Origin of the sequence: Xenorhabdus mauleonii (assembly GCF_900113945.1) — a bacterium.
GTDB lineage: Bacteria > Pseudomonadota > Gammaproteobacteria > Enterobacterales > Enterobacteriaceae > Xenorhabdus > Xenorhabdus mauleonii.
The window spans coordinates 218,963-245,229 of sequence record NZ_FORG01000006.1; the positions used below are offsets into that span (position 1 = coordinate 218,963).

Here is a 26,267-nt window from a genome sequence, read left to right on the forward strand (position 1 = left end):
ATAAAAGTGCGGCATTAGCATTGAACTCACTGTATCTTATCCCCATCTATCGTCAACAACCCATTGGGATATCAATGGCTGGTTTCAGCCTATACCCTACTACACATATAAGGCGCTCATTATGACTAACCCGTTACTGACACCTTCTGCATTGCCTAAGTTCTCTGCAATTGAACCAAAATATGTCGTGCCTGCTGTGAAAGAGACGTTAGCTAACTACCGTCAAGTAATTGAGAAGATTTTGTCAGAAAATTCCACTTTTACTTGGGATAATCTGTGCCAGCCAATTTCTGAAGAGAAAGATAAACTTTCCCGTGTCTGGTCTCCTGTCGATCATCTGAATGCCGTCAAGAATAGCCCTGAGCTGCGCGAAGCCTATGAACAGAGCCTTCCCCTGCTTTCTGAGTTCGATACTTGGGTCGGACAGCACAAAGGGTTGTATCAAGCCTATAAGTCATTGAAAGCAAGTCAAGCTTTCGAAACGCTTTCCCAGCCACAGAAAAAAGTGATTGAAAATACCCTGCGTGATTTTGAATTGACAGGTATTGGTCTGCCGGAAGAAAAACAAAAACGTTACGGCGAGATTACCGCCCGTTTATCTGAACTTGGTGCGAAATTCGGCAATAACGTGCTGGATGCCACGATGGGATGGACCAAACTGATTACCGATGAGTGTGATCTGGACGGGCTGCCGGATAGCGCCAAAGCCGCAGCCAAAGCCGCCGCGGAAGCCAAGGGGCAAGACGGGTGGCTGTTCACGCTGAATGCGCCAAGCTATTTGCCAGTCATGACTTATGCAGATGATAGCGACCTGCGCGAAGAAATGTATTACGCCTACACTACCCGTGCGTCCGATCAAGGGCCTGACGCCGGCAAGTGGGATAACAGTGCAATCATGGCGGAGTTACTCGCGTTGCGTCATGAACTCGCTCAATTGCTGGGATTCAAGAATTATGCTGAAAAATCCCTCGCGACCAAAATGGCGAAAACGCCTCAGCAAGTACTCGATTTCCTGAATGATTTAGCTAAACGCGCGCATCAACAAGGTAAAGATGAGTTGGATGATTTGGCTGAGTTCGCAGAATCTCACTACTGGGCCGATGAGCTGGAAGCATGGGATTTGGCCTATTATGCTGAGAAGAAAAAACAGCATGATTTCTCCATCAATGATGAAGAACTGCGTCCTTATTTCCCTGAGCAACGTGTGCTGGAAGGGCTGTTTGAGGTTGTTCGCCGTATTTATGGCATCACCGCCAAAGAGCGCCAAGGTGTTGATACCTGGCATCCTGATGTACGTTTCTTCGATCTGTATGACGATAAGCAGACGTTGCGCGGCAGCTTCTATTTAGATCTCTATGCCCGTGAGCATAAGCGCGGCGGTGCATGGATGAATAGTTATGTCGAAAGGATGCGCCACACTTCCGGTGAAGTGCAAAATCCGGTTGCTTATCTGACTTGTAACTTCAATAAACCCGTCGGCGATCAACCTGCCTTGTTCACACACAGTGAAGTCACCACGCTGTTCCATGAATTTGGTCACGGATTGCATCAAATGCTGACTCAGATTGAAACGCTGGATGTTTCCGGTATCAACGGAGTACCGTGGGATGCAGTGGAATGCCCAAGTCAGTTTATGGAAAACTGGTGTTGGGAGCCTGAGGCACTGGAATTTATTTCCGGCCATTATCAAACCAAGGAGCCGCTGCCAAAAGAGATGCTGGATAATATGCTGGCAGCCAAAAATTATCAGGCCGCGATGCGTATTCTGCGCCAGCTTGAGTTCGGTTTGTTTGATTTCCGTCTGCATGTGGAATATGACCCAGCCAAAGGTGCGCAAATTCTGGAAACACTCCGTTCAGTGAAGAAGCAGGTTTCTGTTGTGCCATCGCCTGATTGGGGCCGTTTCCCGCACTCCTTCAGCCATATTTTCAATGGCGGCTATGCAGCAGGCTATTATAGCTATCTGTGGGCTGATGTTCTGGCTGCGGATGCCTATTCCCGCTTCTCTGAAGAAGGCATTTTCAACCGGACAACGGGTCAGTCGTTCCTCGACAATATCTTGTCCCGTGGCGGCTCAGAGGATCCAATGACGCTGTTTGTACGTTTCCGTGGCCGCGAACCAAAACTGGATGCTATGCTGAAGAGCTACGGCATCGGTGGATAAAACTTGTGAAGATTTGTTTGATTTGTGAAGAAGGCGCTGACAGCAGCGCCTTATCGTTATTGGCTGAACGCTGGGGTCTGCTGCACGATGAAGATTCAGCTATGGCCTTGGTTCTGACTCTCGAACGGCTGGAATTGCGTAAGCGCGATGAACCCAAACTGGGCGGGATTTTTGTTGATTTTGTTGCCGGAACGATGGCTCATCGCCGCCGCTTTGGTGGTGGCCGTGGTGAAGCGGTTGCGAAAGCTGTCGGCATCAAAAAAGATTATTTGCCCACGGTAGTGGATGCGACCGCTGGTTTAGGCCGCGATGCTTTTGTATTGGCCAGCATTGGTTGCCAAGTCCGAATGCTGGAGCGCCATCCGGTGGTCGCTGCATTGCTGGATGATGGCCTGCAACGTGGCTATCAGGATGAGGAGATCGGCAGTTGGCTGAAAGAGCGCATGACGCTGATCCATGCTTCAAGTATTACCGCGTTGACGGATATCACCCCGCCTCCGGATGTGGTTTATCTTGATCCTATGTATCCGCACAAGCAAAAAAGCGCGTTGGTTAAAAAAGAGATGCGGGTTTTCCAATCGCTGGTCGGTGCCGATGAAGATGCGGACAGTTTACTGGAACCCGCCCGTGCACTGGCGAAACGCCGGGTTGTAGTAAAACGGCCAGATTATGCCGAGCCATTGGCGGGCGTTAAAGCCTCTGCCGCCATTACAACCAAAAATCACCGTTTCGACATTTACCCTTGCTGAATGTACCCTTGTTGAACGAAAAAATAAGCCCTATATCTGCTTATACGCAATTAACTTCAAATTGCAGGAAGCAACTTATGTTCTCCCCGCGTCGCGGGGAGAACATAAATGCATCTTGAAGTACGACGGGTATATATGGGGCTATTTTCTGAAATACATCCGACCGGAAGGCTGGCATCCCTTATAAATTAAAAACACGGCAAGAGTCAGATAACTCGCCAATTTCAATAACTCAATCATAAACTCATCCACGGATGAAACATTTTGCGGAAAAATTAAGGATAAATAGGGTGATAACCCACTATTTACCGGTATCGCTATGCCGGGAGTCAGAGAGAGTATCCAAATACTCAAGTGGTTAATATTATTTAGTGATTTTTCAGAATTGAAACCATAAGACAATGCAAAACCAATACCGAGTAATCCCATTACCACCATTAATAATAAAATATGAACAACACCGTATAAATTTTCCCCAAAAATAATAAATAGCAGGATAGAAAAAAAAGTGATTGGCAGCATTCTCATCACAAAATACAGTGTTCTTGAGAGGACTAATTTATGGGGTTTTGCATGCATATAGGGGTAGATGCCCGCATAAATCTCGATATCCCAAGATAACAAGCCAGAAATAAACGACTGAGATGCAAATAAATAAGGATATTTATTTAAAAAGACATTGATGAAAGTATCTTGTTTTTCAGCAAATACCATAACCAGAATAACAACACTAAGAGGAACGTGAATCAACGCCATGATGAGATATTCTTTAATGGTGATTTGCCTCAAGTAGTTTTTAAAAATCAAAACACTTATTCTCATCAGCTCATCCTCATTCTACCATCTTGTAAATATCCCTCCAGCTTATGGCTTATTTTCTTATTCAGCCAATAAACACTCGAAAGCCAAATGAAGATCGTTAAAAAAAAGAAAAAAACACTGGGGAAAGCAATATCTTGCAATAACCAATATGAAGGAAATAACATTGATAATATATTGAAATAAGGAATATTGAACAAATCCAGCCCAATAATAAACATGATGTAGCCAAACCACGGTAAAGCCAAAACAGGTTGTTTCCATAGGTTAATGAAAAAAGAGATAACAAAACAAAAAACGCAGGCAAACAATAATTCGCCAATCATATAAAAAATGATTTCAATCTGAAAGTTAACGTCACGCATCAGATAGCCCAAAAAAGGGATAACTATGGCAGGTAAACTGATAAGACCATTAGCAGCCGATTTCAATAAAATTATTTTATAAAATGGTGTTCCTGATGAAATCGCATACGAAATAGTTTCAAATTTGAATTCATTAGATATATTGGACATGGCGGAAAACAGTAATATGCCAATACACGTAAATAAGCCGGCTCTTATGGTAAAAAACAATGCACTGTTGTGATCTCCATTATAAAGATAACAGCTAATTGCAAAAATAATACTTTGCAAGCTGATCCCTATCAAGAACGATGATGTTACAATTCTTTCTTTCCACTGAATTTTCGTAAAAAAGACCAGTTCGCTTATAAAATTGTTTTTCATTGGTTATCTATTCCATGTTTTAACAATTTAACCTCTTGGTGACGATGCTTTGCGATAAAATCTTTATTATGAGAAACACAGATGACCATACCATTATTGGCGCAATGTTCCTGTATTTTAGCACTTAAAAAACCTATTCCTTCACTATCCAGACCATTGGTAGGTTCATCTAAAATCCATAATGGATGATATGCCTGACATGCTCTTGCTAAATGTAATCTTTGGCGCATTCCCAATGAATAATTGGCATAAGGTTTATCAATATCCAATTCTTTAAGTCCGGTAGCCAAAGCCAATTTTTTGGCTTCCTTCTCTGTTAATTTATTGCCTTTTAAAAAAGAGAACAAAACGAGGTTATCTATTGCATTCAGGCGGGGATAAAAACCGGATGGAGCACCAAAAGAAATGCCTATCTGCCTCCGATACCAAAACAGATCACCATAGACTTCCTTGCCTTGAAAAAATATCTGACCACTTGATGGCTTAAGTACCGTTGACAGTATATCGAGTAATGTTGATTTACCACTCCCATTTTCACCGGTGATTGCGAGAAATTTCCCATCTTTTAATAAAAAGGACAGAGAATTAATAACATTGAGACTTCCGTTATTATAATAAATATCGGTAACTTCAAGCATCCGTTATCCTTTTATATTAAATAGTTACTCTCATTGTCAAATTTAAGTCACTTCATGGCATTATTGGATGGATATAGAGAAACATCATCTGTTGGTGGATTTATATTATAATTAGGATGCTCATATACACACATAATTATTATTTTCCCGATGATTTTTAAGTATTGTATCCTTGACCTATCTTAGAATGATATGAACCAAGTATATGAATCAAATTTATCTTACATATCCGTCAATCAATATCCAATTGTCCTTCTTCCCGACAATGAACGACATACATTAAATGCGCTTATCAGACTGTTATCACCGCGGGAATAATTCAGTACCTGTCTATATCAATTGATGAAATGATAACGCAAGGTGATTTCTTGAGGATTTAAAAGGAAGAAACCGTCACTGAAAGTTTTCTACATTTTCCCAGTAACGGCTTCAATGGAATTCAAGTTGTGGTACTGCCATTCTTAAACAAGGCTGAAGTTATACAGCACATCAAGCATCGAACAAACCCCATGCCGGGTTACACAACGCCCTGCGATAACATCGCATCCGCGACTTTCACAAAGCCCGCGATGTTAGCACCTTGTACGTAATTGACCTGTTTACCTTCTCCGCCATATTCTACGCAGGCATGGTGGATATCGAGCATAATGTGATGCAGGCGAATATCCACTTTCTCCGCTTTCCAGCTCAGACGTGCCGCGTTTTGTGCCATCTCCAGACCCGATGTTGCCACACCTCCCGCATTGGCCGCTTTACCCGGTGCGAACAAAACGCCCGCTTCAACGAATGCATCCGTAGCAGCGATTGTTGCTGGCATGTTGGCACCTTCGGCAACGGCTTTTACACCATTTTTAATCAGTGTCTTCGCTGCTTCCAAATCCAGCTCATTCTGAGTCGCACAAGGCAGGGCGATATCAACCGGAATTTCCCACGGACTCTGCCCCTTGAGGAAAATTAAGCCACGCTCTTTGGCATATTCTTCCACTCGACCGTAACGCTGGTTCTTGATCTCTTCAAGATGGGCAAGCTTTTCCGGCGTGAAACCATCTTCGTCCAAGACAGTACCGCCAGAGTCTGATGCCGTAATGACTTTCGCGCCGAGTTCCATGCATTTTTCGATGGTGTATTGGGCAACGTTTCCGGCACCCGATACCGATACCCGCATGCCTTCAAGACCCATATCGTGGCGTTTAAGCATTTCATGGGTGAAATAAACCAGCCCATATCCGGTCGCTTCAGGACGGATTAGGCTGCCACCAAAAGAAAGCCCCTTGCCCGTGAAAACACATGAAGTGTCATTGGACAGTTTTTTCATCATGCCCGCCATAAAACCAACTTCACGCCCTCCCACACCAATATCACCCGCCGGCACATCCGTATCAGGCCCCAAATGCCGGTAAAGTTCTGTCATCAACGCCTGACAGAACCGCATGATTTCTCCGTTGCTTTTACCTTTGGGATCGAAGTCAGAACCGCCTTTCCCGCCTCCCATTGGCAAGGTGGTCAGCGCATTTTTCAATGTCTGCTCAAAGCCCAAGAATTTCAGAATAGAAAGGTTTACAGAAGGGTGGAAACGCATCCCACCTTTAAATGGCCCAATGGCTGAATTGAATTGTACCCGCCATGCGCGGTTAACCTGTACCTTGCCTTGATCATCAACCCAACAGACCCGGAATTGAATCACGCGTTCCGGCTCAACCAGACGTTCCAATAATCCTTGCTCGCGATATTGCGGGTTTTGTTCAAGGAAAGGCCAGAGAGAAGTAAACACTTCGCGCACTGCCTGTAAATATTCTGGTTGATGTGGATGATGGTATTGAATTGAATCGAGAAACGAGACTAAAGATGATGAAACATTCATTTAAAGCTTCCTTCTGTCATACAGATGTGATGACCCTCAACTATTTTCATATTATTTTTTTGTCGAAAATGTGAGGTGATTACGGTTTGCTTTCTGAATATATCACTATTTTATGCTGAAATTTCAACAACTATTTTTTATTGGTTTCCTCAAAAATAACTTTGACAATTTCTAAATCAGTTTCATCTTCTTTTTTATCAGCAAAAAAATCACCTGCATAAGCAGGCGATTTTATAGAATAAATAATCAACCGGAGATTATTCTTCGTCGTATCATTCTTCATCACGTAAAGGGACAATCAACATATCAACATGAACGGTGTTAATAAGCTGGCGGGCTGAAGACATCAACTTGCTCCAAAAATCCTGATGGTGGCCACATACGACTAAATCCATATCGTATTGCTTGATAGCATCAACAAGAACTTGAGCTAAATCACCACTACCACTTAACGTTTCTTGAACAGGATAACCTGCGCTGGCAGACAGCTCTTTCAAGGAGTTACGGGTTTCATCCGCGATGCGCTCCTGCATATCACCAAGATTAACGTCAATCAGGCCGGTATAAAGATCTGAGTAGTTAACATCAACATGGATCAGGGAAACTTTGGCATTGTACGGTTTAGCCATTGATACAGCTTTTTCCACCAAAATCCGACTTTCCGGGGATAAATCAACCGCAACAAGAATATGTTTGTAAGCCATAAGAACTCCTTCCATAACGTCGATTAAATAGACTGGCAGCATAAACGCCATGATTTGATATTTATACTATAACTTCTTAAGCACTCTCTTGAGTGTTGTTTTGATCACAACTTATTGTTTTACTTCTTTAACTAATTGAAATATCTCATATCGCTGAAAAATTTATCGTGGGATTTACCTGAATTCAATCTACATGATGTGTTAATTTTCACCTGAACATAAATGCGCAAAACACTGTATTTCTGCCTAATATTTAATATAGTGACTATTCGAATTGAAATTTTTTTTCGATTAATTCCCACTTATTGGCGGCGGTTGCAACCGCGACAATTAGGAGAATGATTACGCCAGTGTCAGGCCCCATTGATGGCATTTCACTGTTACCTATTAACTTTCAACGATACAGGGTGAATGCAGAAAGGTTGCTGAGACAACAGTAGTCATGACAAAGTGACTATTTATGACGAAGTTACTCTTCATGACAAATGACTATTGCCTTACAAACGGGATGTATTCATATAGGAAGTATGTTTAATACTATGGCATTCTTTTGGGCTATTGGCCTAATCTGCATTGTGAACATGCTACGCTACTTCTCTTCACTCCGTGTGCTCCTGTCAATTTTACGTGAGTCTGACCCCATGCTGTATCAATCCGTTGACGGTAACGGTTTTTTCACGGCCGGTGGTCAATTCAGCAAACAGATTCGGTTAGTGCGCTATATCAATTCACAAAGTTATATCAATCATCACGATCCCGATGTCGTTTCTCAGTGCGAAAGATTAAGGAAGCAATTTATATTGACGGAAATATTATGTGGAGTCGTTGCGCTGTGTCTTATCGTCAACGTCATTTAAGCAGACCGCTAGGATAGCGTGATACCCCAGGAAGTTAACGTGGAAAGAAGGCAAATGAAAATACAAAAGGGTTGGCTTGCAATCATGCAATAACCAACCCTTTTTTATTACGTTTTCGATTACGCCATTAAATCAGTTTCAGGGCAAACCAGTACAGCAGGCCTGACAATCCGATGGAAATCGGCAGTGTCAGTACCCACGCCAGCATGATGTTTTTGATGGTCTTGCTTTGAACACCACCCCCATCAACCAGCATTGTTCCCGCAACCGCAGAAGAAAGTACCTGCGTTGTAGACACGGGCATACCAGTGTAACTGGCAACGCCAATAGAGACTGCAGCAGTAACCTGAGCAGAAACACCTTGGGCATACGTCATGCCTTTTTTGCCAATCTTCTCACCAATGGTGACAGCTACACGCCTCCAACCCACCATCGTTCCCAAAGACAATGCGAATGCCACTGCAACAATGATCCACAACGGCGCATATTCCACCGTATTCAATAGATCCTTACGCAGCGTATTCAGGAAACGGGAGTTTTCAAGGCTGGTTTCCGGCAATTTAGCCACGACACCTGTTGTATCTGCGATACACATCAGCATGCGGCGCATGCTGTTACGTTGATCCGGTGTCAACTCGCTGTAATTCTGGATATTCCCCAGCATGGTTTCAGCACTATTCAACACCTGTTCAGCACGTGCGCTATCGCAATGGAATTCCATATCCAATTGGTTTTCAACCCCAGGAGACGCAGGATTCAGCTCAATTGCATGAGCCAGCGCGGGAGCATTCTGAACATAGTACTGTTTCAAATGAACAACGGCATCGCGGGTACGGGCAATGTCATAGCTGGTTGAGTTCATGTTGACGACGAAGCCCGCAGGCGCGACACCAATCAGAACCAGCATGATCAGACCAATACCTTTCTGGCCGTCATTTGCACCATGGGAGAAACTCACCCCAACAGCGGAAAGGATCAGCGCCGTACGTGTCCAGAATGGTGGTTTACGTTTACCATCCTGTTTTTCACGTTCAGCAGGCGTCATGTGAATGCGACGACGTTTCTTTGTGTTGCTCCAATAACGGCGCAACAAAAATACCATCGCTCCGGCAATCACCAGACCAACCAGAGGAGACAGGATCAAGGACATGAAAATCTGTATCATCTTCGGAATATTCAGCGCATCCACCACAGAAGAGCTGGTCACTATCGCATTGGTCAGGCCAATACCGATGATTGAACCAATCAACGTATGGGAGCTGGATGCTGGAATGCCGAAATACCATGTGCCTAAATTCCAGATAATTGCCGCCAGCAGCATGGAAAAGACCATAGCTAACCCGTGAGAGGAACTGACATTCAGCAGAAGATCCGTAGGCAATAGATGCACAATCGCGTAAGCGACACTCAATCCACCAAGGAGAACACCCAAAAAGTTAAAAACGCCTGCCATAACAACGGCAAGCTGCGAGCGCATCGCCCGGGTATAGATAACAGTTGCTACTGCGTTTGCGGTATCATGAAACCCATTGATGGCTTCATAGAAAAGCACGAACAACAGAGCAAGTACTAACATAAGGCCGGTATAAAATTCCAGGCCAGTAAACAGATGTAGCATAAACGTTAAGCCAGTTAGTAGGACATGAACGCGCGCATTATCAGTGACAAACGTTAGCGGGAAAAGAGAAATATGACCTTTTTTTGATTTAATGACAATATGGTGTCAGCAAAATATTTGCATTTATCAATAATATCAATTGATTATCTTCTTTTAATGTTTTGATATTTTTTTAATGAAAAATTATTTTTCACGGCAAAAAGTTAAACCAAATACGCATTTTTCTCCGTAGTTCGTGAACGCTGCCCCCACTATGCAGTAATTTCCTACAAAAAACTCGGCCAAAAGAGACTAATTAATGGAAAAATATGATGTAATTATTATCGGTGCTGGCGCGGCTGGTTTGTTTTGTGCGGCTCAGGCGGGGCAAGCGGGGTTAAGCGCTCTGGTATTGGATAATGGCAAAAAAGCGGGTCGCAAGATTTTGATGTCCGGAGGCGGGCGCTGTAATTTTACCAATATGTATACCGAACCCGCAGCTTACCTTTCTGCCAATCCCCATTTTTGTAAGTCAGCACTTGCTCGCTACACTCAGTGGGATTTTATTGATCTGGTACAGCGCCATAACATTCCTTATCACGAAAAAACGTTGGGGCAGCTTTTCTGTGATGATTCGGCACAACAAATTTTGGATTTATTGTTGAAAGAGTGCGAAAAAGGACAGGTTACCATTCGATTGCGCAGTGAAGTCACGCATGTTGAAAAGAAAGAAGCGGGTTTTGTCGTTACCGCAGCAGGGAAAGAAGTAAGTACGCACTCACTGGTAGTGGCTTCCGGTGGATTGTCCATGCCGGGCTTGGGCGCTTCCCCTCTCGGTTATCGTATCGCAGAACAATTTGAGCTTAATATCCTGCCAACACGTGCGGCACTCGTTCCTTTTACTCTGCATAAACCTCTACTGGAGCAACTACAAGTACTTTCCGGTGTTGCTGTTCCTTCTATTGTCACGGCAAAAGATGGCACTGTATTCAGGGAAAATATCCTGTTTACCCACCGTGGCCTGTCTGGCCCAGCCATTTTGCAGATTTCCAGTTACTGGCAACCCGGAGAATATGTGAGTATTAACTTACTTCCCGATACAGATTTGGCAGGCATTCTGGAACAAGAGCGGGATTCTCATCCGAATCAGAGTTTAAAAAACGCGCTGGCAAAACTACTGCCTAAACGTCTCGTCGAATGTTTGCAGTCGCTTGGGCAATTACCGGAGGTATCGCTCAAGCAACTGAACGCAGCCCAACAAAAGGAGCTGATCACCACCCTGCAATGCTGGCAGGTACAGCCGAATGGCACAGAAGGTTACCGCACAGCAGAAGTGACTCTGGGTGGCGTGGATACCAATGAGCTATCTTCCAAGACAATGGAAGCGCATAAAGTGAAGGGATTATATTTTATTGGCGAAGTGGTTGATGTTACCGGCTGGCTCGGTGGTTATAACTTCCAGTGGGCTTGGAGTTCGGCTTGGGCTTGCGCACAAGCGTTGGCGTCAGAGAAGCAGAAATAAAATCACGGAATGTTCACGTTGACAGGTGGAGTCAGTGGATACTAACACCATCTGTCTGTACGTTGGAAATGGCATCACCCTTGCGACAGTTCCCTGATAAAGCCGGATAGGCGCATTGTTCTTTTGCATTCAGTCTGTAGCGATTTAAGCATCTCAGAATCTGATGAGTGTATAAAGCGGGAAAAGTTTCTCAGCATGGTAACGTGTTGTCGTTCCGGTAAAGAAATCCTCATGCTTTCACGATCTAATAACGGCTTCATTCCGTGCTCAATTTCAATGCACATATCTGGCGAGAGGTTGCCATAGACAAATGAGCCACAATAGGGCATCACGAAGTCGTTCAGTATTAGCCTTCCAAGTGTGCCAGAAATTTCACACCGTTGTTTAACAACGGAACCACGATAAGAAGCCGCACCGATAAAGGTAATATTATCCTCTGCATGACCACTGACGTTCATTTCTACGATCGCATTACCATTATCACGCAATAACAGACTTGAACCATGTGTGATGGTTTCAAAAGGGATAAACTTGCTAATCAACCGTAGCGGATACCACCCAAGATCCCCCATTACCCCATCAGGTTCGAGAAGAGGATTGAATTTAATCTGGCCTTTATTCTGATCCGGCCAGAAAAATGAGGCCTCAACCCTATCAATCATGCCTACTTTTTCCATGATTAGAGAATCGAGCATTTCATACCACTTAGCATGGATAAAATGCGCAGCATCTAACCATACCAGCCCTTTATTATCAGCTTCCTGAAGAAGTTCCAGCATGGGCGCGGTATTAGGGAAAGGTTTTTCAATTAAAGCGTGCTTGTTATATTGCAGGCAGAGCCTGAGAAATTTTTCTTTTTCTGCCGTAGGCGTAGCAATATAGACAACATCCAGATTAGGGGCTGAAAAAAAGCGTTCTTCGTTTATCGTTCCCTGCTTTTCGGGTATACCATGTTTCGCACAAAAACCATGAGCCGTTAAAATATTTCTTGAAAGAACGGTCAATACATTAATATCAGCACTACGGCAACTATCGGCTATAATTCCAGCCATTAAGCCTGTGCCTATAATGCCGAGATTAATCATAATAACACCTGTAATCGAGAGGCTCTGAAACATTCACTGTAAAGGTGGAGCCAGCAGGAACAAAAACTTCACGGCCTTGTTCTGCAATCAATTTATCACTGCCAACAATAAATTCCGCCTTGCCAGAGAGAATATGAAATCGTTCAGGCTCTTCAGCTAGCCACCGGAATTCTCCGGTCGCCATATATCCCATCGTTACTTTTACACCCTCCGACAGAAAATTTCTCAACACCACCTTGCCATCAAAAAAAATATACGTATCTTTGAATTGCAAAAGCTCAGACATATTCTCTCCCTAGCCTTTCAATATAAGCGTCATTGATATTTAATTTTCTGTGCAATTTTTCTTTGCAACAAAAAATGAGCTATAACCACCGGAACGGGGCTATATTCAAGATGTTATCTTTTAACAAAATGAGGTTTTCATTTTCGCGTATCATTCACGGAACCTGATGAAGAATATAAATCACATCGCCTTATTGCTCAGTTATTAACCAAAGCATAGCTTTAACATACTCAAAAATTTATTTTTCCTCAGTGATTTTATTGATGAAATTATCGTGCCTTGCATGAACGCGCCGCTCAATATCATTTGCGGGAATACGGCTTATTTTAGACAACCAAGCGATCCCCTCAGGATTAACCTGTAATATTTTTTTGAAAGTATTAAGATGATTTTCAACCAGTTCATATTTCAGCGGATCAGATGCGATCAATTGCCGAAAATAGTTTATCCCCATCTGAACATGTCGGGCTTCATCATGCATGGCTCCCTTATAGATTTGACCGATAAGGCTACCTTCTCCGAAGGCATGAATGAAAAGGTTAAATTGCTCAAGGGCACCATTTTCTAAAAACACATGACTGAGGAATAGTTCATCAAACGTATTGAGCTTTTGAAAATGGTCTAAGTAAAGCTCGCGGGTGCTGGATAAATCCAGGATTTTACCATTCGCCATAATGGCATACCGGGCAAATAATTCGGCATGTCTTGCTTCATCATTGACCGCTTGTGCAAGCCCAATCTTTAAGGAAAAATCCGTTGATTGCAGCATAAGCTCTGCCGCATTTTCCATGCCGATAAGTTCTACATGCGCCGAAAGGCTTGCCACGATGATGGCGTCTTTTTTATATTCATCTGGAAAATCATCATTGGTGGCCCGACTCCAATCCAAATCAACATCCCAAGTCTGTTTTGATTTACCTTTTAAATAAAGACCATAATGTTTATCATCTAAGAAATTTATTTCACTCATTTTCGGTGGGTTTTGCATAAAATTAACGCCTTTGTTTAGAGAAATAAAATACATAGAAAAATGTCATCAATAGAACAAACAAAATAATACTAGTCAGTTTAAAGGTCACATCCAGAGAGTACATGCTGGCAATATACCCTCCGATAATTGGCATCGATATAGCAACCACTGAAGATAATACCTGAATCATCCCCGTTGCTTTTCCCACATTTTGATATCCAACAATTTCCCGAACACCAAGCCTTATGGCAAAAAAAGTAACGCCGGATGATATTCCTATCAGGATAATTCCGAAGTAGAACACATAAACAGATATAAATTCAGAATTCAGAAATCCGAATATAAAAAATGCGATTGAATTAATAAGCATTGACGCCATTAATATCATGACTGGACGCAACGTTTTATTTAATAAGGACGCCAGCTTTGTGCCAATAATTCCGCCCACGCCAAGTAATGATATAATGATACCGATACTGTTTTCGCTCTCACCGACAGTTTTAAAAAACAACCCTAACATGTCATTACTCAGAAAAAAGGCAAAATTAGCAATCGTGTATCCTGCTACCAAATAAAAGAGATCTTTGCTCGCCTTCATTTCATTAAAAAATGAGTACTGGGTTGCCGCTTGCCCGGCAGCATCAATGCCTTGAGCGTGCATACCATCCTGTAATTTAAGGCTTATCTGTGAGGTTAGGACACTGAGAAAATTCAGGGCAGATGAAAAAACAATAACCGTCCAAATCCCGATTAAGTTATAGAGATAGACCACTATCAAGGGAACTAATACCCTGCTGATATTAATTAAATAACCATAAATTTCAAAAAATCTTTTGGACTCATCATCATTTTTATTGAGTTTGATGTTTGAAATACTCAAACCACATCTTGACCACGTTTTTACAAAAGCTATTGCAAACAAGCCATAAATATTTCCGGTAAAAATCAACAATGGGGTTGCTAGGGTATTTATTGTGAAAAGAATGGTTCTCCATTGGTGAATTTTCCCTTTATCGAATAATTTACCAAAAAAATGGCTGGAGAATAAAAATGGCAAGGCAAAACAAGCGCCAAGCCATCCCATTTCTAATGGGGTTGCATGATACATATATATAGCAACGATACTCAATAAAGCATAATCAAGATAGGTATCAAATTCATTAGCTGCTATACCAATATATTTCAACATAATAGTTTCCCAAATCACCCAAGCAAACAGGCATAAGCTGCTTAATTAACTTATGCCTGTTAATTTACTTAAATTACACCAGTGGCTGATAGTCCATGAAATTCTCCTATTTGAATGTTGATTTTTAATTATTTCCCCCTGAAGGGAATTTAAACATAATATCACCAAAATTTAATGTAAATAGATTAGCCATTAAATATTTCTAATACGTGACTTAGGTTTTGGTTTATTCGATTTTTCCATAAATAAAATTATTCCCGTATTTTTTCATGAAAAAATGCATGCCAAAAATACGATTTATCCTTGGCTTTTTTAGATCTTAACTATATTACTTTCACTATTTAGCCTGATAGTGATAGATATTAATTATTTTTTCATTTCATATAGTTTATAACTCTTAATATGCATAAATAATAACCTCCATCATCTAATAGCCAAGCCTTATATTTATAACTCAATTAATGCGAGAGAATAAAAAATACCATAATAAATTTTCTTTAGTGATATTAACATAAGGTTATTAATTTAACGCTAATTTCTTCCGTAAAAATAAAACGAAATCCTTAAAACATTCGTCATTTAATATAATAAATAATGAAATATGCCTATTAAATAATGATAGCCACAATCTCCTTATTCTGCACAAAACATTAGAAAAACAATTTGATTGTTACCATGCGGTTTGGAATAATGCGCCCCGCAAATACCAAACTGACATTGACTACAAAAATAGTAAAACTCGATACCAAATATCGAAATACGGCAAATATATTAAATTACAGCCTTATTTATTGTCAGTAACACCAACATCATCCTCCAACAATGCTCAAAAATTAAGTGTAAATAAGTACTTTGTTTATTAGCCATAATAATAAATAAATCTTGTTAAAACTTATTACACCCATATACGCACAAAAAAACTAATTAAATTTATTTTAAATAAGAATTTAACATAGTTGTTACTTAATAATGAGTATTAATATGCAAAATTTACCTCACGTCAAAGCACTGTGTTCTATCGCACATCCTTATCGTGCTTGTGCCGAATATGATGCATTATTTGATGCCGCCATGCGTGAACTGACGCTATACCACTGCGAACATACCCCTGGTTATGAGCAGTGGCTGATGGAGCATGGGTTGAATAAGCAAACAATAATGGAAGTGGATGATTGGTCAAGTTTGCCGCTTTTATTTGCTAATTACTTCAAACGTAACCTGATCCTCAGTGACAGCGCGAAAGATGCTCTGGAATTGACCTCTTCCGGAACAACCGGCCAGAAAAGCCGCATGCGCTACGACGCTGAAAGTATTACCGCAGCCCAGTATATGGTGGATTGTATTTTCGACTATTATGGCTGGAATACACCTGATCAACCGTGCAATTATTTGCTGCTTAGTTATGAACCTGCCGGCGCTGTCACTCTGGGGACGGCCTATACCGATCAGTTTCTCTGCAAATATGCGCCGGTCAATCGGGCTTATTATGCTTTGCGCCATAACGGGCAAGGCAATGAATTTGATCCTTTCGGGACTATTACCGCTCTCCAGCAATTTGCGCAGGAAGGATTGCCTGTACGTATTTTCGGCTTTCCGGCCTTTTTGTGGTTTACCCTGCAAAGAATGGAACAAATGGGGCTGCCTGCTCTGAAGTTGCATCCGGAATCACTGGTATTTCTCGGCGGAGGCTGGAAGACACACGCCGATAAATCCATTCCCAAAAAAGAACTGTATCAACGCCTGACAGAGCAATTGGGTATTCCTGATATTCGCTGCCGCGATGGTTACGGCTCAGTAGAGCACCCCGTACCTTATGTTGAGTGCTCTCACCATAATTTTCACGTGCCTGTTTATGCACGGGCTTATGCACGCCACACCGCCGATTTATCGCGCCAGCCTTATGGGGAACCGGGCTTTTTGCATTTTACATCGCCTTTTATCACTTCCTGCCCGGCTCACAGCATTGTCACGAGCGATCTGGCCGTTCTGCATCCCGCTGAAAGCTGTGGTTGTGAACTGAATACGGATTGGTTTGAGTTGCTTGGCCGTGCTGGCACCAGCAAAGGTCGTAGTTGTGCGATTGCCGCTTCAGAATTGATTAAGAGATCTTGATATGTCTTCCACAAATACTGTTTCCGTAACAAAGAAAAATAATACGGTTGCTCCAGCACAGTCAGTAGAACAACTGCCTGTAGAACAAAAAATTGCAAAATTACGTGAGCAACTGCCGGAGCTATTGGCTCATCCCCACACTGCCGAGCAGGTGCTGGATTGTGCACAGGGTTTTGCTGACTATTTGTCCAATCTGGACTCTCATCCTTTGTTGGATGCAAAAGCCCGCGAAGCCCTCAGCGCTTTCTGCCAACGTGAAGCGCTGGAAGCTAAACTGGAGCGGGAGCTGGGGCAAAATGCCTTTTCCCTGCGTCGGTTCGATTATGACCAAAATCGGTATGAAACATGGAAACCGCTGGGGTTGGTCGTCCACATTACCCCTTCCAACGCGGAGTTGCTGCCCTTTATGGCAGTGATAGAAAGTCTGTTGGTCGGGAATATCAACTGGTTGCGCCCCAGCAGCAGCGATAATGGATTTAGCACGCAACTTCTGGACGCATTTTTGGCGCACGATATTTCCGGCAATTTAGCTGATCGGGTAGCGGTATTACCCTTGCCTGTCACACAACTGGCCGAATTGATGAGCCAGGCCGATGCCGTTTCCGCTTGGGGCAGCAATGCCGCCTTGGAATCTATCCGCGCACAATTGCCATCCGGTTGTCGCTGGATAGATTGGGGACATCGCATCAGTTTTGGCTGGTTAAATCCCAACACTGTCGATGATGCCCAGTTGGATGCTCTGGCTGATGATGTCTGCCTTTATGATCAACAAGCCTGCTCCAGCCCACAATGTCTGCTGGTCGATAGTGAAGATCCGGAAGTTTTGCAGCATATCGGGCAACGCATGGCCGCAGCACTGCAACGCCGCGCTGGATCGCATCCGGCACTCAAACCTGATGTTCAGGAAGCCGCAGAAATTACGACCCAAACCGCGTTCCAGAAACTCGATTTTGCTTTTACGCAGGTACAGGGTGAAGTCTGGCGGGCTGATGGATGGCGGGTAATATGGCGACATGAAGAAGAACTGGCGGCTTCCCCGCTTTTCCGCACGTTGCAAGTACGCCCGGCACCCCGCCAGCATTTGTGCACGATTTTACAACCTTGGCGCAACCACCTGCAAAGCTGTGCCTTGATGACCCATCAAGACGATATCGTCGAAATGAGCCATGCCCTGTTCGCGGCGGGTGTCAGCCGCATTACTCCTGCGGGCCAAATGCATGGCGGTTACAGCGGTGAGCCGCATGATGGTGTTTATGCTCTGGCACGTCTGACCAAACGAGTATCTGTCAGCCTTGCGCCCGGCTTAATGGCGGGTTGTGCTCACCTTGATGTTCCCCCAGCACGGCCACAGGGATTGGAAAATCTTCCTGTATTGAATAAGACGGATTTTCAGGCCTTGGTGCCGAATGAAAAATCCCGCCTGTTTTTCCGCAGTGGTGGCAGTAGTGGCACGCCTAAACTCGCGGCCTATAGCTATCAGGATTACCACAGACAAATGCAGGCTGCGGCCGATGGGGTGTTCTCATCAGGGCTTGAACCCTCAACGGATCGAGTCATGAACCTGCTGTATGGCGGAAAACTGTATGGCGGAATGATGAGCTTTTTCACCATCCTGGATAAATTGAATGTTGCTCAATATCCAATGGGCGGGCCAGCCGACAACGATTTCAGTGAAATTGCCGATATCATCGTCAACCAGCGCATTAATACATTGGTGGGCATGCCAAGTACACTGCATCGCTTATTCCTGAATGAAGAAGCCAAACTGCGTGAGTACGGCGGCATCCGTAAACTGTTCTTGGGTGGTGAACACCTGAATATGAACCAGCGGGCTTTCCTGACCAGCTTTGGCATCACTTTGATTCGCTCAACGATCTACGGTTCAGTGGATGCAGGCCCAGTAGGCCATGCATGTGCTGCCAGCGAGGATGGTGTTTTCCATTTAATGGCCGATACCCAATGGCTGGAAATTCTCAATGTCGAAAACAATCAAACCGTAGCTGAAGGTGAAACAGGCCGCCTGATCTTTACGTCTTTACATCGCGAAGCCCAGCCTGTTCAGCGCTACGATTTGGGCGATCTCGGCCATTGGATAGATGAACCTTGTTCTTGTGGCCTGTCTGCGCCCCGCTTCCGCCTTATGGGACGTCATGGATCCTTGTTACGGATAGGCAGCATTTTTGTCAATCTGGCCGATTTTTCTGAACTGCTTGCGTTACCGGTACAGTGGATCATCGATCATGACGATCACGGCGTCGATTCCGTTCAATTGTTGGTTGATCACGCCGATCCGGACGCTGTGCGCCAGCGTTTATTGCAGGATGACAAGCTCGCCGAAGTTGTCGAAGGCCGCTTACTGAGCCTGGATGTTATTTCTACTTCAGCCACTGATTTCCGTCGTAATTCACACAGCGGAAAAACCCCTTTGTTCATTGATTTGCGTAAATATTAATTGAGTGAAATTAAGATGATGACCAGAACGACATTAATTGATTTGTTCCATCATGCGCGCGAGCATTCTGCCTATTATAAAGATCTCTACAAATCCATTCCGCAGAATTGGACGTTGGAAGATTTACCCCTCGTTGAGCCCAGTAATTACTGGGCACATTCCAGCGAGTTGCAAACATGGCCGGTTTTGACTGCACCATTGGAAGGCGGTCATGTCTATAAAACAGGCGGTTCCACCAGCGACGGGCGACTATCTGTTTTCAGCCAGCAAGAGTGGAAAGCGTTTATTGGCAGCTTTGGCCAAGGTATTGCCCATCAATTAAAACAGGGTGATCGGGTAGCGAATCTATTTTTTGCCGGCGACCTTTACACCAGTTTTATCTTCATTCATGGCGCACTGTCGAATGTTCCTTTTCCGATTCTGGAATTTCCTTTTACCTGCAAAGTGGAAGACGAGTTGCTGGTCAAGAATATTCGGCTCCACAACATCAACGTATTGGCGGGTGTGCCAGTGCAATTAATCCGTTTTGCCCATTATCTGAAAGATATCGGACAAACGTTGCCCATGGTGGAGACCATCCTTTACGGTGGGGAAAGTCTGTTTGATTCCCAGTCCGCCATCATACAGCAAGTGTTTCCTAATGCCCGGTTAGGTTCGATCGGCTGTGCCAGTGTGGATGCCGGCTTGATAGGCTTCGCAGATACCGAATGCAGTCAGGGCGAACACCGGGTATTTGATGATGACACGATTATTGAAATCTTGGATGAAGTCACCCACGAGCCAATCACGACACCGGGGCGCAAAGGTTTGTTGGTTGTCACCAACCTGCAACGCCAGCTCATGCCAATAATTCGCTACCCCACAGGCGATCTGGCGTGCTGGAGTGAATCAGAACAGGCTGGCCGTAAATTCGCCCTGCAAGGGCGCGCTAATCTGGGCTACCGTATCCGGGTTGGTACACTTTCATTATTCCCTGACGACTTGGCAAGCCAACTTTCGCAGCACTCGGAGCTTCTGGCTTGGCAATTAGAGTTATCGCAACAGGCTGGGAAAGACAAAATCAGGTTGTTAGTGGCAAGCCAGCAAACGGTCGATCTCGATAAAATACGCCATACCGTACTGACTGCTTTTCCTAATCTGGGCAAGGAATGCATAGTTCAAAATATGTTGGAAATCTTCCAAACCAACATTGATGGTATGTATACGCATCCACGTTCAGGCAAATTGCAACGGGTTGTGGATCTGCGTAGCTATAATTAAGGTTGAAATCGATGACAATCTCTTCTTCAGCTATTCAGATTCGAAGCTACCAGTCTGGTGATGACAAAAGGATCAGCCAGTTGTTCCGTGAAGTCTATGGGGATTCATATGTCTATCCTGACATCTATCTGCCAAGACTGATTGATGGTTATCAAGTCACGGGGCAATGGTATTCGGCTTTGGCATTCCATCAAGGGCGGCTCATTGGTCATGCTTCATTGGTTAAAGATACGGTGCAACAACATTACGCGGAGTTGGCGCTTATCGCCGTAGATCCTAATTTTCAGGGCTACGGTGTGGCTAAGTCCTTGGGTGGTCATCTGTGTCATTATGCCAAAGAGCAGAACTATAACTTATTGACGATAAAACAGGTTTGTTCGCATCCGAAAAGTCAGTATATCGCGCGAAATTTAGGTTTTTATTCTACCGCCCTGATGCTGGATTATGTTGATTCCCCATTCGGGCTGCCGGAACCAGAAAGTATCGTGCAAGGGATTTTGCCGCTTAAGTCGTTGCCGTTGCCTAAACTGAACTGGCCACAGTCTTGGCAAAACTGGATTGGTCAAATAAGCCAGCATGTTGGTGAGTCAGCACCAAATGAGCAGCAGATATGTCGTCGTTCTTCTGCCTCTGCGCCGTTTATCATCAAGAAAACCGGACGCCGCCTGGATATCACTCTGTACGATATCTCTGCGGATTTTTTATCAGAGGTCATTGATTTTCCAACCGGACAGTTAATTTACTTGAAGCTGCCTGCGTGTGAAGCCTCCCTTGAATGGTGTTCACCACTCAAACAAGGTGGGTTCCGATTTGCAGGGCTATGCCCGGACAGCAATGATGGTTGGTTTTTGTTGTGGCTAAGGGGCTATCAATTGGCTCCCTATGAATTTCACGATACAGGCACACAATATCTTTATCAGATGGAATTGGGGGTTAATTAATCAGCTTCCTAAAAAAACATCTAAAATTGATTAAAAAAACACTTTACAAATGATATTGAGAACCATTATCATTACTCACACTTTCAGTGCACCACCTTCAGGGTTCATGTGAAAGTACGACATTGCTCACATTGCTTCCAGTGTTTATTTTATAGGCCAGCTTGATGCTGGCTTTTTTTTTGCCTGCTATCAGCTTATTTCTTATTCCTATTTTTTTTCTTATCCCGCTGCTTTTTTCTTATTCAAATGTTTTGAACTCCAAGGTTAAATTTACAATCTTTTATATTTCACTTCATTAGCTAAACTACAAAAAAACATTGAGGAATTTTGAAATGATCTTCTTACGTCGGGCCATAGAGCGGGGTCATGCCAACCACGGTTGGCTGGACAGTTGGCACACATTTTCATTTGCCAACTATTATGATGCAAATTTCATGGGCTTTTCTGTGCTCAGAGTTATCAATGAAGATGTCATTGATGCGGCGCAGGGATTCGGCATGCATCCTCACAAGGATATGGAGATATTGACCTATGTGTTATCCGGAACCGTAGAGCATCAAGACAGCATGGGAAATAAAGGGCAAATCTCCGCAGGAGAATTCCAAATCATGAGTGCCGGTACCGGCATTCGTCATTCCGAATATAACCCGCATCATGATAGCTCATTGCACCTTTACCAAATTTGGATCATGCCAGAAAAAACCGGCCTGACTCCACGTTATGAACAACGCCGCTTTGATACGCTTGAAAGCCGCCAATTAATCCTTTCCCCCGATGCACGTGCCGGTTCGCTGAAAGTTTTTCAGGATATGACGTTGTGGCGCTGGGCATTAATGCGTGACGAGCACAGTGAATACATTATCGAAAAATCACGCAATATCTGGGTTCAGGTTGTGAAAGGCGAAATCATGATTAATGGAACCCTCGCCACCACCAGTGACGGTATTGCCATTTGGGATGAATCCCACCTTCAAATAAGCGCAAACCAAGAAAGTGAGATTTTAATTTTCGACCTGCCATCCCATAAAAAGAATTCGTGATTTCAAAAAAAACCTGTCTGATTAGACAGGTTTTTTTATTCAAAGCGGTATTACAGTTTAGGGCCGGCTTTCACCAATGCTGCTCCAGCAGCAGTATCCGTATATTTATCGAAATTATCGGTAAAGCGTTGTGCCAAATCTTTTGCTTTGCTATCCCATTCCGCTTTATCCGCATAGGTGTTGCGAGGATCTAAGATCCCTGTATCAACACCCGGCAAAGTGGTCGGAACCGCCAAATCAAAAATCGGCAGTTGGATGGTATCAGTATCTTCAATGTCGCCATTGAGGATAGCATCGATAATCGCACGGGTATCTTTGATGGAGATACGTTTACCCGTCCCATTCCAACCAGTATTGACCAGATACGCTTTCGCACCGGATGCCTGCATGCGCTTAACCAGAACTTCCGCATATTGTGTCGGGTGCAGTGACAAGAATGCCGCGCCGAAGCACGCGGAGAAAGTCGGGGTGGGTTCTGTTACACCACGCTCAGTTCCCGCCAATTTTGCCGTAAAGCCAGACAGGAAATGATACTGCGTTTGCTCTGGCGTCAGTCTGGATACCGGAGGCAATACGCCGAAAGCATCTGCTGTCAGGAAGATCACTTTAGTGGCATGCCCGGCTTTGGAGATTGGCTTAACGATGTTTTCAATGTGGTAGATAGGATAAGAAACGCGGGTGTTTTCTGTTTTGGAGCCATCATTGAAATCAACAGTGCCATCTGCCAGTACGGTAACATTTTCCAGCAACGCATCACGGCGAATGGCGTCATAAATATCGGGTTCAGCTTCTTTCGACAAATTAATGGTCTTCGCGTAGCAACCACCTTCGAAGTTAAACACGCCGTCATCATCCCAGCCATGTTCGTCATCACCAATCAGCTTACGCTTAGGATCGGTGGAAAGTGTGGTTTTACCCGTACCAGAAAGGCCGAAGAAGACAGCGACATCCCCTTTCTCGCCCACGTTGGCGGAACAGTGCATGGAGGCAATGCCTTTCAGCGGCAGCAGGTAGTTCATGATTGAGAACATCCCTTTTTTCATTTCACCGCCGTACCAAGTACCGCCAATTAGCTGCATCCGTTCTGTCAGGTTAAAAGCAACAAAGTTTTCGGAATTCAGCCCCTGCTCTTTCCATTGTGGGTTTGTACATTTCGCACCGTTCATCACAATGAAATCCGGTGTGAAACCAACCAATTCTTCATCTGATGGACGGATAAACATGTTTTTCACAAAATGCGCCTGCCACGCCACTTCTGTGATAAAACGCACTTTCAAACGGGTATCCGCATTGGCTCCGCAGAATGCATCCACGATAAACAAACGTTTGCCTGAAAGCTGTTGAGTGACTAATCCCTTAAGATGAGACCAAGTTTCCTGACTGAGCGGTTTGTTATCGTTCTTGCCTTTTCCCTGATCTGCCCACCATACGGTATCGCGAGTAACGTCATCGCGGACAATGTATTTATCTTTTGGAGAACGCCCCGTGAAAATACCAGTATCTACTGCAACAGCGCCAAGGCCAGTTAATGTACCACGCTCATACCCTTGAAGAGAGGATTGAGTTTCTTCAGAGAATAACAATTCATAACTTGGGTTATAAACGATTCCACCCGCATCACGAATACCATAAACCGCAAGTTCCTGCTCAGTAATACCTGTAACGCTCATTTGTTGCTCCTGGTCAGTTATATCTTATATCTGTCTCTGCGCGGGATAATAAATAATTATGACTAATTAACAGCGATTGCTATCAAAAAAATGGAATTACATTATTTTTTTTGGACTTATATGAGACACAGGGCACGAAATGGAAGGATGATTCATAGTAAAAAGGGCGTTAATTACGCCCTAAAAATAGTCATGCAGATGGTAGTCACAGGAAAAAGGTGCAACCACCAAAATCTGCAATTACATAAAATTAGTGCAACTGTGCTGTTTTCGTCGCTTTTATTTCACTGACGTCATTTTCATCAAAAACGTAATGCTTGCCGCAGAACTCACATCCCATGTCAATCTTGCCATCACTATGCAAAATCTCTTGTAAATCAGCTTCCGGCAACGTCATGAGAGTATCAATGCAACGCTGTCTGGAACAGGTACAACGGAATGCTACCTGCTGAGGTTCATAGAGAGTGACGTCTTCTTCATGATAAAGACGATGCAGGATTTCTTCCACATCCAGCGTAAACAATTCTTCACCCTTAATGGTTGCAGTAAGTTGTACCAGATGGTCCAGCAGTTCTTCATTACCGTCATGCTCATTCGGTAACACCTGCAATAACATGCCTCCGGCAGCCACTTTTCCATCCAGCATGCCAGTACGGATAAACAGACGGGTAGGCAGCTGTTCAGACTGTTTGAAATAGGCACCCAGGCACTCTTCCAGCGTTTCACCTTCCAGTGCCACGACACCTTGATAACGCTCACCTTCTGTTGGCGTAATGGTAATGACCATATAACCGTTGCCTATCATGTCCCGCAGGCTGCTTTCGGTCTTCACATCACCATCAATGCGGGCTGTACCACGCATTTGTTGCTGATTGTTGCCGTTAATCACCGCCAGCTTAACCGGCCCGTCTCCCTGAATCTGTACCGTAATATCACCATTGAATTTCAATGTAGCCGTCAATAGGCTGGTTGCGACCAACAATTCACCCAATAGCTGCTGTACAGGTTGAGGGAAGCTGTGATTTTCCAGCATCTGCTGATAAGTTTCACTGACGGAAACAAGTTCCCCTCTGACAGAATGGCCTTCAAACAAAAAACGGTGTAATTGGTCATGCTTGATCATAAATTTCTCTCATTTCACTGAGGCGGTTATATGCCCTTCTTATTTCGATTCGAAATCTATTAGGTATTTTCCGACTCTTTTAATTTTGTGTGCTTAAATTTAATTAGTTCACGCCGTTCTTTTTTGTCCGGGCGGCGGTCAGGATGTGGCATCGCAAGCGCATTCATTTTACGGGCCAATGCCATTTTTTCCCTATTGGCAATACTTTCTGCCGTTTCCTGATAAAGCTGTTGAGCTTCAGTCGCACCACGCCTGTGGTCGCTCAACGCCAAGACTATCACTGTTTTTTCCTCATTTCCCTGACGCAGTTTGATCTTGGCATTCAACTCAACCAGTTTGCTCGGCCTGCTCCGTTGCCCATTATAATGGATTTTTCCCCCTTCAATCATTTCACGAGCGATAGAACGGGTCTTGTAAAAACGCGCCGCCCACAACCATTTATCGAGGCGGACAGTCTGAGTTGTGTCTGAATTCAGCATGGTAATTTTTCCCTCGATCCT

23 protein-coding genes are annotated in these 26,267 nt (G+C 43.9%); 9 read left to right on the plus strand and 14 right to left on the minus strand.

Annotated features, from left to right (window positions below; genetic code table 11):
- Positions 1-121 precede the first annotated feature (121 nt).
- A complete protein-coding gene (prlC, locus tag BM100_RS08525; RefSeq protein WP_092509901.1) occupies positions 122-2,164 on the plus strand; it encodes an oligopeptidase A in 2,043 nt (680 codons plus the stop codon).
- Positions 2,165-2,169: 5 nt separating this feature from the next.
- Positions 2,170-2,913, plus strand: coding sequence for a 16S rRNA (guanine(1516)-N(2))-methyltransferase RsmJ (rsmJ, locus tag BM100_RS08530; RefSeq protein ID WP_092509903.1), 744 nt, complete (start codon positions 2,170-2,172; stop codon positions 2,911-2,913).
- A gap of 141 nt (positions 2,914-3,054) precedes the next feature.
- Here rsmJ and BM100_RS08535 read toward each other — a convergent pair whose 3' ends face one another.
- The 6 genes from BM100_RS08535 to uspA form a co-directional block, all read right to left on the minus strand.
- Positions 3,055-3,735: a hypothetical protein gene (locus tag BM100_RS08535; RefSeq protein ID WP_092509905.1), complete on the minus strand. Its 681-nt coding sequence runs from the start codon at positions 3,733-3,735 to the stop codon at positions 3,055-3,057.
- A complete protein-coding gene (locus BM100_RS08540; protein ID WP_092509907.1) occupies positions 3,735-4,460 on the minus strand; it encodes a hypothetical protein in 726 nt (241 codons plus the stop codon). Before BM100_RS08540 ends, BM100_RS08535 begins: the two co-directional genes overlap by 1 nt.
- Positions 4,457-5,098 carry an ABC transporter ATP-binding protein gene (locus BM100_RS08545; RefSeq protein WP_092509909.1) on the minus strand — a complete coding sequence of 214 codons (642 nt, stop codon included), beginning with the start codon at positions 5,096-5,098 and terminating at the stop codon, positions 4,457-4,459. The genes BM100_RS08540 and BM100_RS08545 overlap by 4 nt, the downstream gene beginning before the upstream one ends.
- A gap of 517 nt (positions 5,099-5,615) precedes the next feature.
- On the minus strand, positions 5,616-6,959 hold the full coding sequence (gdhA, locus tag BM100_RS08550; RefSeq protein WP_092509911.1) for an NADP-specific glutamate dehydrogenase: 1,344 nt from the start codon (positions 6,957-6,959) through the stop codon (positions 5,616-5,618).
- A gap of 130 nt (positions 6,960-7,089) precedes the next feature.
- Positions 7,090-7,245: a hypothetical protein gene (locus BM100_RS23010; RefSeq protein ID WP_175494929.1), complete on the minus strand. Its 156-nt coding sequence runs from the start codon at positions 7,243-7,245 to the stop codon at positions 7,090-7,092.
- A complete protein-coding gene (uspA, locus tag BM100_RS08555) occupies positions 7,232-7,663 on the minus strand; it encodes a universal stress protein UspA (RefSeq protein WP_092509913.1) in 432 nt (143 codons plus the stop codon). Before uspA ends, BM100_RS23010 begins: the two co-directional genes overlap by 14 nt.
- A gap of 527 nt (positions 7,664-8,190) precedes the next feature.
- On the opposite strand from uspA, the gene uspB reads away from it, so the two are divergent.
- The gene (gene uspB, locus BM100_RS08560) at positions 8,191-8,520 is read left to right on the plus strand and encodes a universal stress protein UspB (protein WP_092509915.1); all 330 of its coding nucleotides are present in this window, start codon (positions 8,191-8,193) and stop codon (positions 8,518-8,520) included.
- 127 nt (positions 8,521-8,647) lie between these two features.
- On the opposite strand, the gene pitA is transcribed toward uspB, so the two are convergent.
- Positions 8,648-10,138 carry an inorganic phosphate transporter PitA gene (pitA, locus tag BM100_RS08565; protein ID WP_092509917.1) on the minus strand — a complete coding sequence of 497 codons (1,491 nt, stop codon included), beginning with the start codon at positions 10,136-10,138 and terminating at the stop codon, positions 8,648-8,650.
- A 298-nt stretch (positions 10,139-10,436) separates the two neighbouring features.
- Between pitA and BM100_RS08570 the strand changes: the two genes are divergently transcribed.
- On the plus strand, positions 10,437-11,639 hold the full coding sequence (locus BM100_RS08570; RefSeq protein ID WP_092509919.1) for a BaiN/RdsA family NAD(P)/FAD-dependent oxidoreductase: 1,203 nt from the start codon (positions 10,437-10,439) through the stop codon (positions 11,637-11,639).
- A 74-nt stretch (positions 11,640-11,713) separates the two neighbouring features.
- Here BM100_RS08570 and BM100_RS08575 read toward each other — a convergent pair whose 3' ends face one another.
- The 4 genes from BM100_RS08575 to BM100_RS08590 all read right to left on the minus strand — a co-directional run bounded on the left by BM100_RS08575 (position 11,714) and on the right by BM100_RS08590 (position 15,169).
- Positions 11,714-12,724 carry a Gfo/Idh/MocA family protein gene (locus tag BM100_RS08575; protein ID WP_169924676.1) on the minus strand — a complete coding sequence of 337 codons (1,011 nt, stop codon included), beginning with the start codon at positions 12,722-12,724 and terminating at the stop codon, positions 11,714-11,716.
- Positions 12,717-13,010 (minus strand): pyrimidine/purine nucleoside phosphorylase, encoded by a 294-nt coding sequence (locus tag BM100_RS08580; protein ID WP_092509923.1) that lies wholly within the window; start codon positions 13,008-13,010, stop codon positions 12,717-12,719. Before BM100_RS08580 ends, BM100_RS08575 begins: the two co-directional genes overlap by 8 nt.
- 238 nt (positions 13,011-13,248) lie before the next feature.
- A complete protein-coding gene (locus BM100_RS08585) occupies positions 13,249-14,034 on the minus strand; it encodes a ferritin-like domain-containing protein (protein WP_139216942.1) in 786 nt (261 codons plus the stop codon).
- Positions 14,003-15,169 carry an MFS transporter gene (locus BM100_RS08590; RefSeq protein ID WP_092509927.1) on the minus strand — a complete coding sequence of 389 codons (1,167 nt, stop codon included), beginning with the start codon at positions 15,167-15,169 and terminating at the stop codon, positions 14,003-14,005. Before BM100_RS08590 ends, BM100_RS08585 begins: the two co-directional genes overlap by 32 nt.
- Positions 15,170-16,150: 981 nt before the next feature.
- Here BM100_RS08590 and BM100_RS08595 point away from each other — a divergent pair.
- The 5 genes from BM100_RS08595 to BM100_RS08615 all read left to right on the plus strand — a co-directional run bounded on the left by BM100_RS08595 (position 16,151) and on the right by BM100_RS08615 (position 22,974).
- A complete protein-coding gene (locus tag BM100_RS08595) occupies positions 16,151-17,281 on the plus strand; it encodes a LuxE/PaaK family acyltransferase (RefSeq protein WP_092509929.1) in 1,131 nt (376 codons plus the stop codon).
- Between the two features lies 1 nt (position 17,282).
- Complete coding sequence (locus BM100_RS08600) at positions 17,283-19,733, plus strand: acyl-CoA reductase (protein ID WP_092509931.1); 2,451 nt, start codon at positions 17,283-17,285, stop codon at positions 19,731-19,733.
- A 15-nt stretch (positions 19,734-19,748) separates the two neighbouring features.
- Positions 19,749-20,993, plus strand: coding sequence for a phenylacetate--CoA ligase family protein (locus BM100_RS08605; RefSeq protein ID WP_092509933.1), 1,245 nt, complete (start codon positions 19,749-19,751; stop codon positions 20,991-20,993).
- Between the two features lie 11 nt (positions 20,994-21,004).
- Positions 21,005-21,934 carry a GNAT family N-acetyltransferase gene (locus tag BM100_RS08610; RefSeq protein WP_092509935.1) on the plus strand — a complete coding sequence of 310 codons (930 nt, stop codon included), beginning with the start codon at positions 21,005-21,007 and terminating at the stop codon, positions 21,932-21,934.
- A gap of 332 nt (positions 21,935-22,266) precedes the next feature.
- Positions 22,267-22,974 carry a pirin family protein gene (locus BM100_RS08615; protein ID WP_092509937.1) on the plus strand — a complete coding sequence of 236 codons (708 nt, stop codon included), beginning with the start codon at positions 22,267-22,269 and terminating at the stop codon, positions 22,972-22,974.
- A gap of 50 nt (positions 22,975-23,024) precedes the next feature.
- Here the strand turns inward: BM100_RS08615 and pckA are convergent, their stop codons facing one another.
- From pckA to hslR, 3 genes are all read right to left on the minus strand, one after another.
- Entirely contained in the window at positions 23,025-24,644 is a 1,620-nt protein-coding gene (gene pckA, locus BM100_RS08620) for a phosphoenolpyruvate carboxykinase (ATP) (protein ID WP_092509939.1), read from the minus strand.
- A gap of 250 nt (positions 24,645-24,894) precedes the next feature.
- Positions 24,895-25,767 (minus strand): Hsp33 family molecular chaperone HslO, encoded by an 873-nt coding sequence (gene hslO / locus BM100_RS08625; RefSeq protein WP_092509941.1) that lies wholly within the window; start codon positions 25,765-25,767, stop codon positions 24,895-24,897.
- Between the two features lie 59 nt (positions 25,768-25,826).
- A complete protein-coding gene (gene hslR, locus BM100_RS08630; RefSeq protein ID WP_092509943.1) occupies positions 25,827-26,246 on the minus strand; it encodes a ribosome-associated heat shock protein Hsp15 in 420 nt (139 codons plus the stop codon).
- Positions 26,247-26,267 lie beyond the last annotated feature (21 nt).

Bases quoted from the DNA above. Each gene is read 5' to 3' on its own strand.
- uspA (WP_092509913.1), bottom strand. From the start codon at position 7,663: ATGGCTTACAAACATATTCTTGTTGCGGTTGATTTATCCCCGGAAAGT.
- BM100_RS08610 (WP_092509935.1), top strand. From the start codon at position 21,005: ATGACAATCTCTTCTTCAGCTATTCAGATTCGAAGCTACCAGTCTGGT.
- BM100_RS08615 (WP_092509937.1), top strand. From the start codon at position 22,267: ATGATCTTCTTACGTCGGGCCATAGAGCGGGGTCATGCCAACCACGGT.
- BM100_RS08540 (WP_092509907.1), bottom strand. From the start codon at position 4,460: ATGAAAAACAATTTTATAAGCGAACTGGTCTTTTTTACGAAAATTCAG.
- BM100_RS08605 (WP_092509933.1), top strand. From the start codon at position 19,749: ATGATGACCAGAACGACATTAATTGATTTGTTCCATCATGCGCGCGAG.
- BM100_RS08545 (WP_092509909.1), bottom strand. From the start codon at position 5,098: ATGCTTGAAGTTACCGATATTTATTATAATAACGGAAGTCTCAATGTT.
- gdhA (WP_092509911.1), bottom strand. From the start codon at position 6,959: ATGAATGTTTCATCATCTTTAGTCTCGTTTCTCGATTCAATTCAATAC.
- pitA (WP_092509917.1), bottom strand. From the start codon at position 10,138: ATGCTACATCTGTTTACTGGCCTGGAATTTTATACCGGCCTTATGTTA.
- BM100_RS08590 (WP_092509927.1), bottom strand. From the start codon at position 15,169: ATGTTGAAATATATTGGTATAGCAGCTAATGAATTTGATACCTATCTT.
- BM100_RS08535 (WP_092509905.1), bottom strand. From the start codon at position 3,735: ATGAGAATAAGTGTTTTGATTTTTAAAAACTACTTGAGGCAAATCACC.
- BM100_RS08570 (WP_092509919.1), top strand. From the start codon at position 10,437: ATGGAAAAATATGATGTAATTATTATCGGTGCTGGCGCGGCTGGTTTG.
- hslR (WP_092509943.1), bottom strand. From the start codon at position 26,246: ATGCTGAATTCAGACACAACTCAGACTGTCCGCCTCGATAAATGGTTG.
- hslO (WP_092509941.1), bottom strand. From the start codon at position 25,767: ATGATCAAGCATGACCAATTACACCGTTTTTTGTTTGAAGGCCATTCT.
- BM100_RS08595 (WP_092509929.1), top strand. From the start codon at position 16,151: ATGCAAAATTTACCTCACGTCAAAGCACTGTGTTCTATCGCACATCCT.
- BM100_RS08575 (WP_169924676.1), bottom strand. From the start codon at position 12,724: ATGATTAATCTCGGCATTATAGGCACAGGCTTAATGGCTGGAATTATA.
- BM100_RS08580 (WP_092509923.1), bottom strand. From the start codon at position 13,010: ATGTCTGAGCTTTTGCAATTCAAAGATACGTATATTTTTTTTGATGGC.
- prlC (WP_092509901.1), top strand. From the start codon at position 122: ATGACTAACCCGTTACTGACACCTTCTGCATTGCCTAAGTTCTCTGCA.
- uspB (WP_092509915.1), top strand. From the start codon at position 8,191: ATGTTTAATACTATGGCATTCTTTTGGGCTATTGGCCTAATCTGCATT.
- pckA (WP_092509939.1), bottom strand. From the start codon at position 24,644: ATGAGCGTTACAGGTATTACTGAGCAGGAACTTGCGGTTTATGGTATT.
- BM100_RS08585 (WP_139216942.1), bottom strand. From the start codon at position 14,034: ATGTATTTTATTTCTCTAAACAAAGGCGTTAATTTTATGCAAAACCCA.
- BM100_RS08600 (WP_092509931.1), top strand. From the start codon at position 17,283: ATGTCTTCCACAAATACTGTTTCCGTAACAAAGAAAAATAATACGGTT.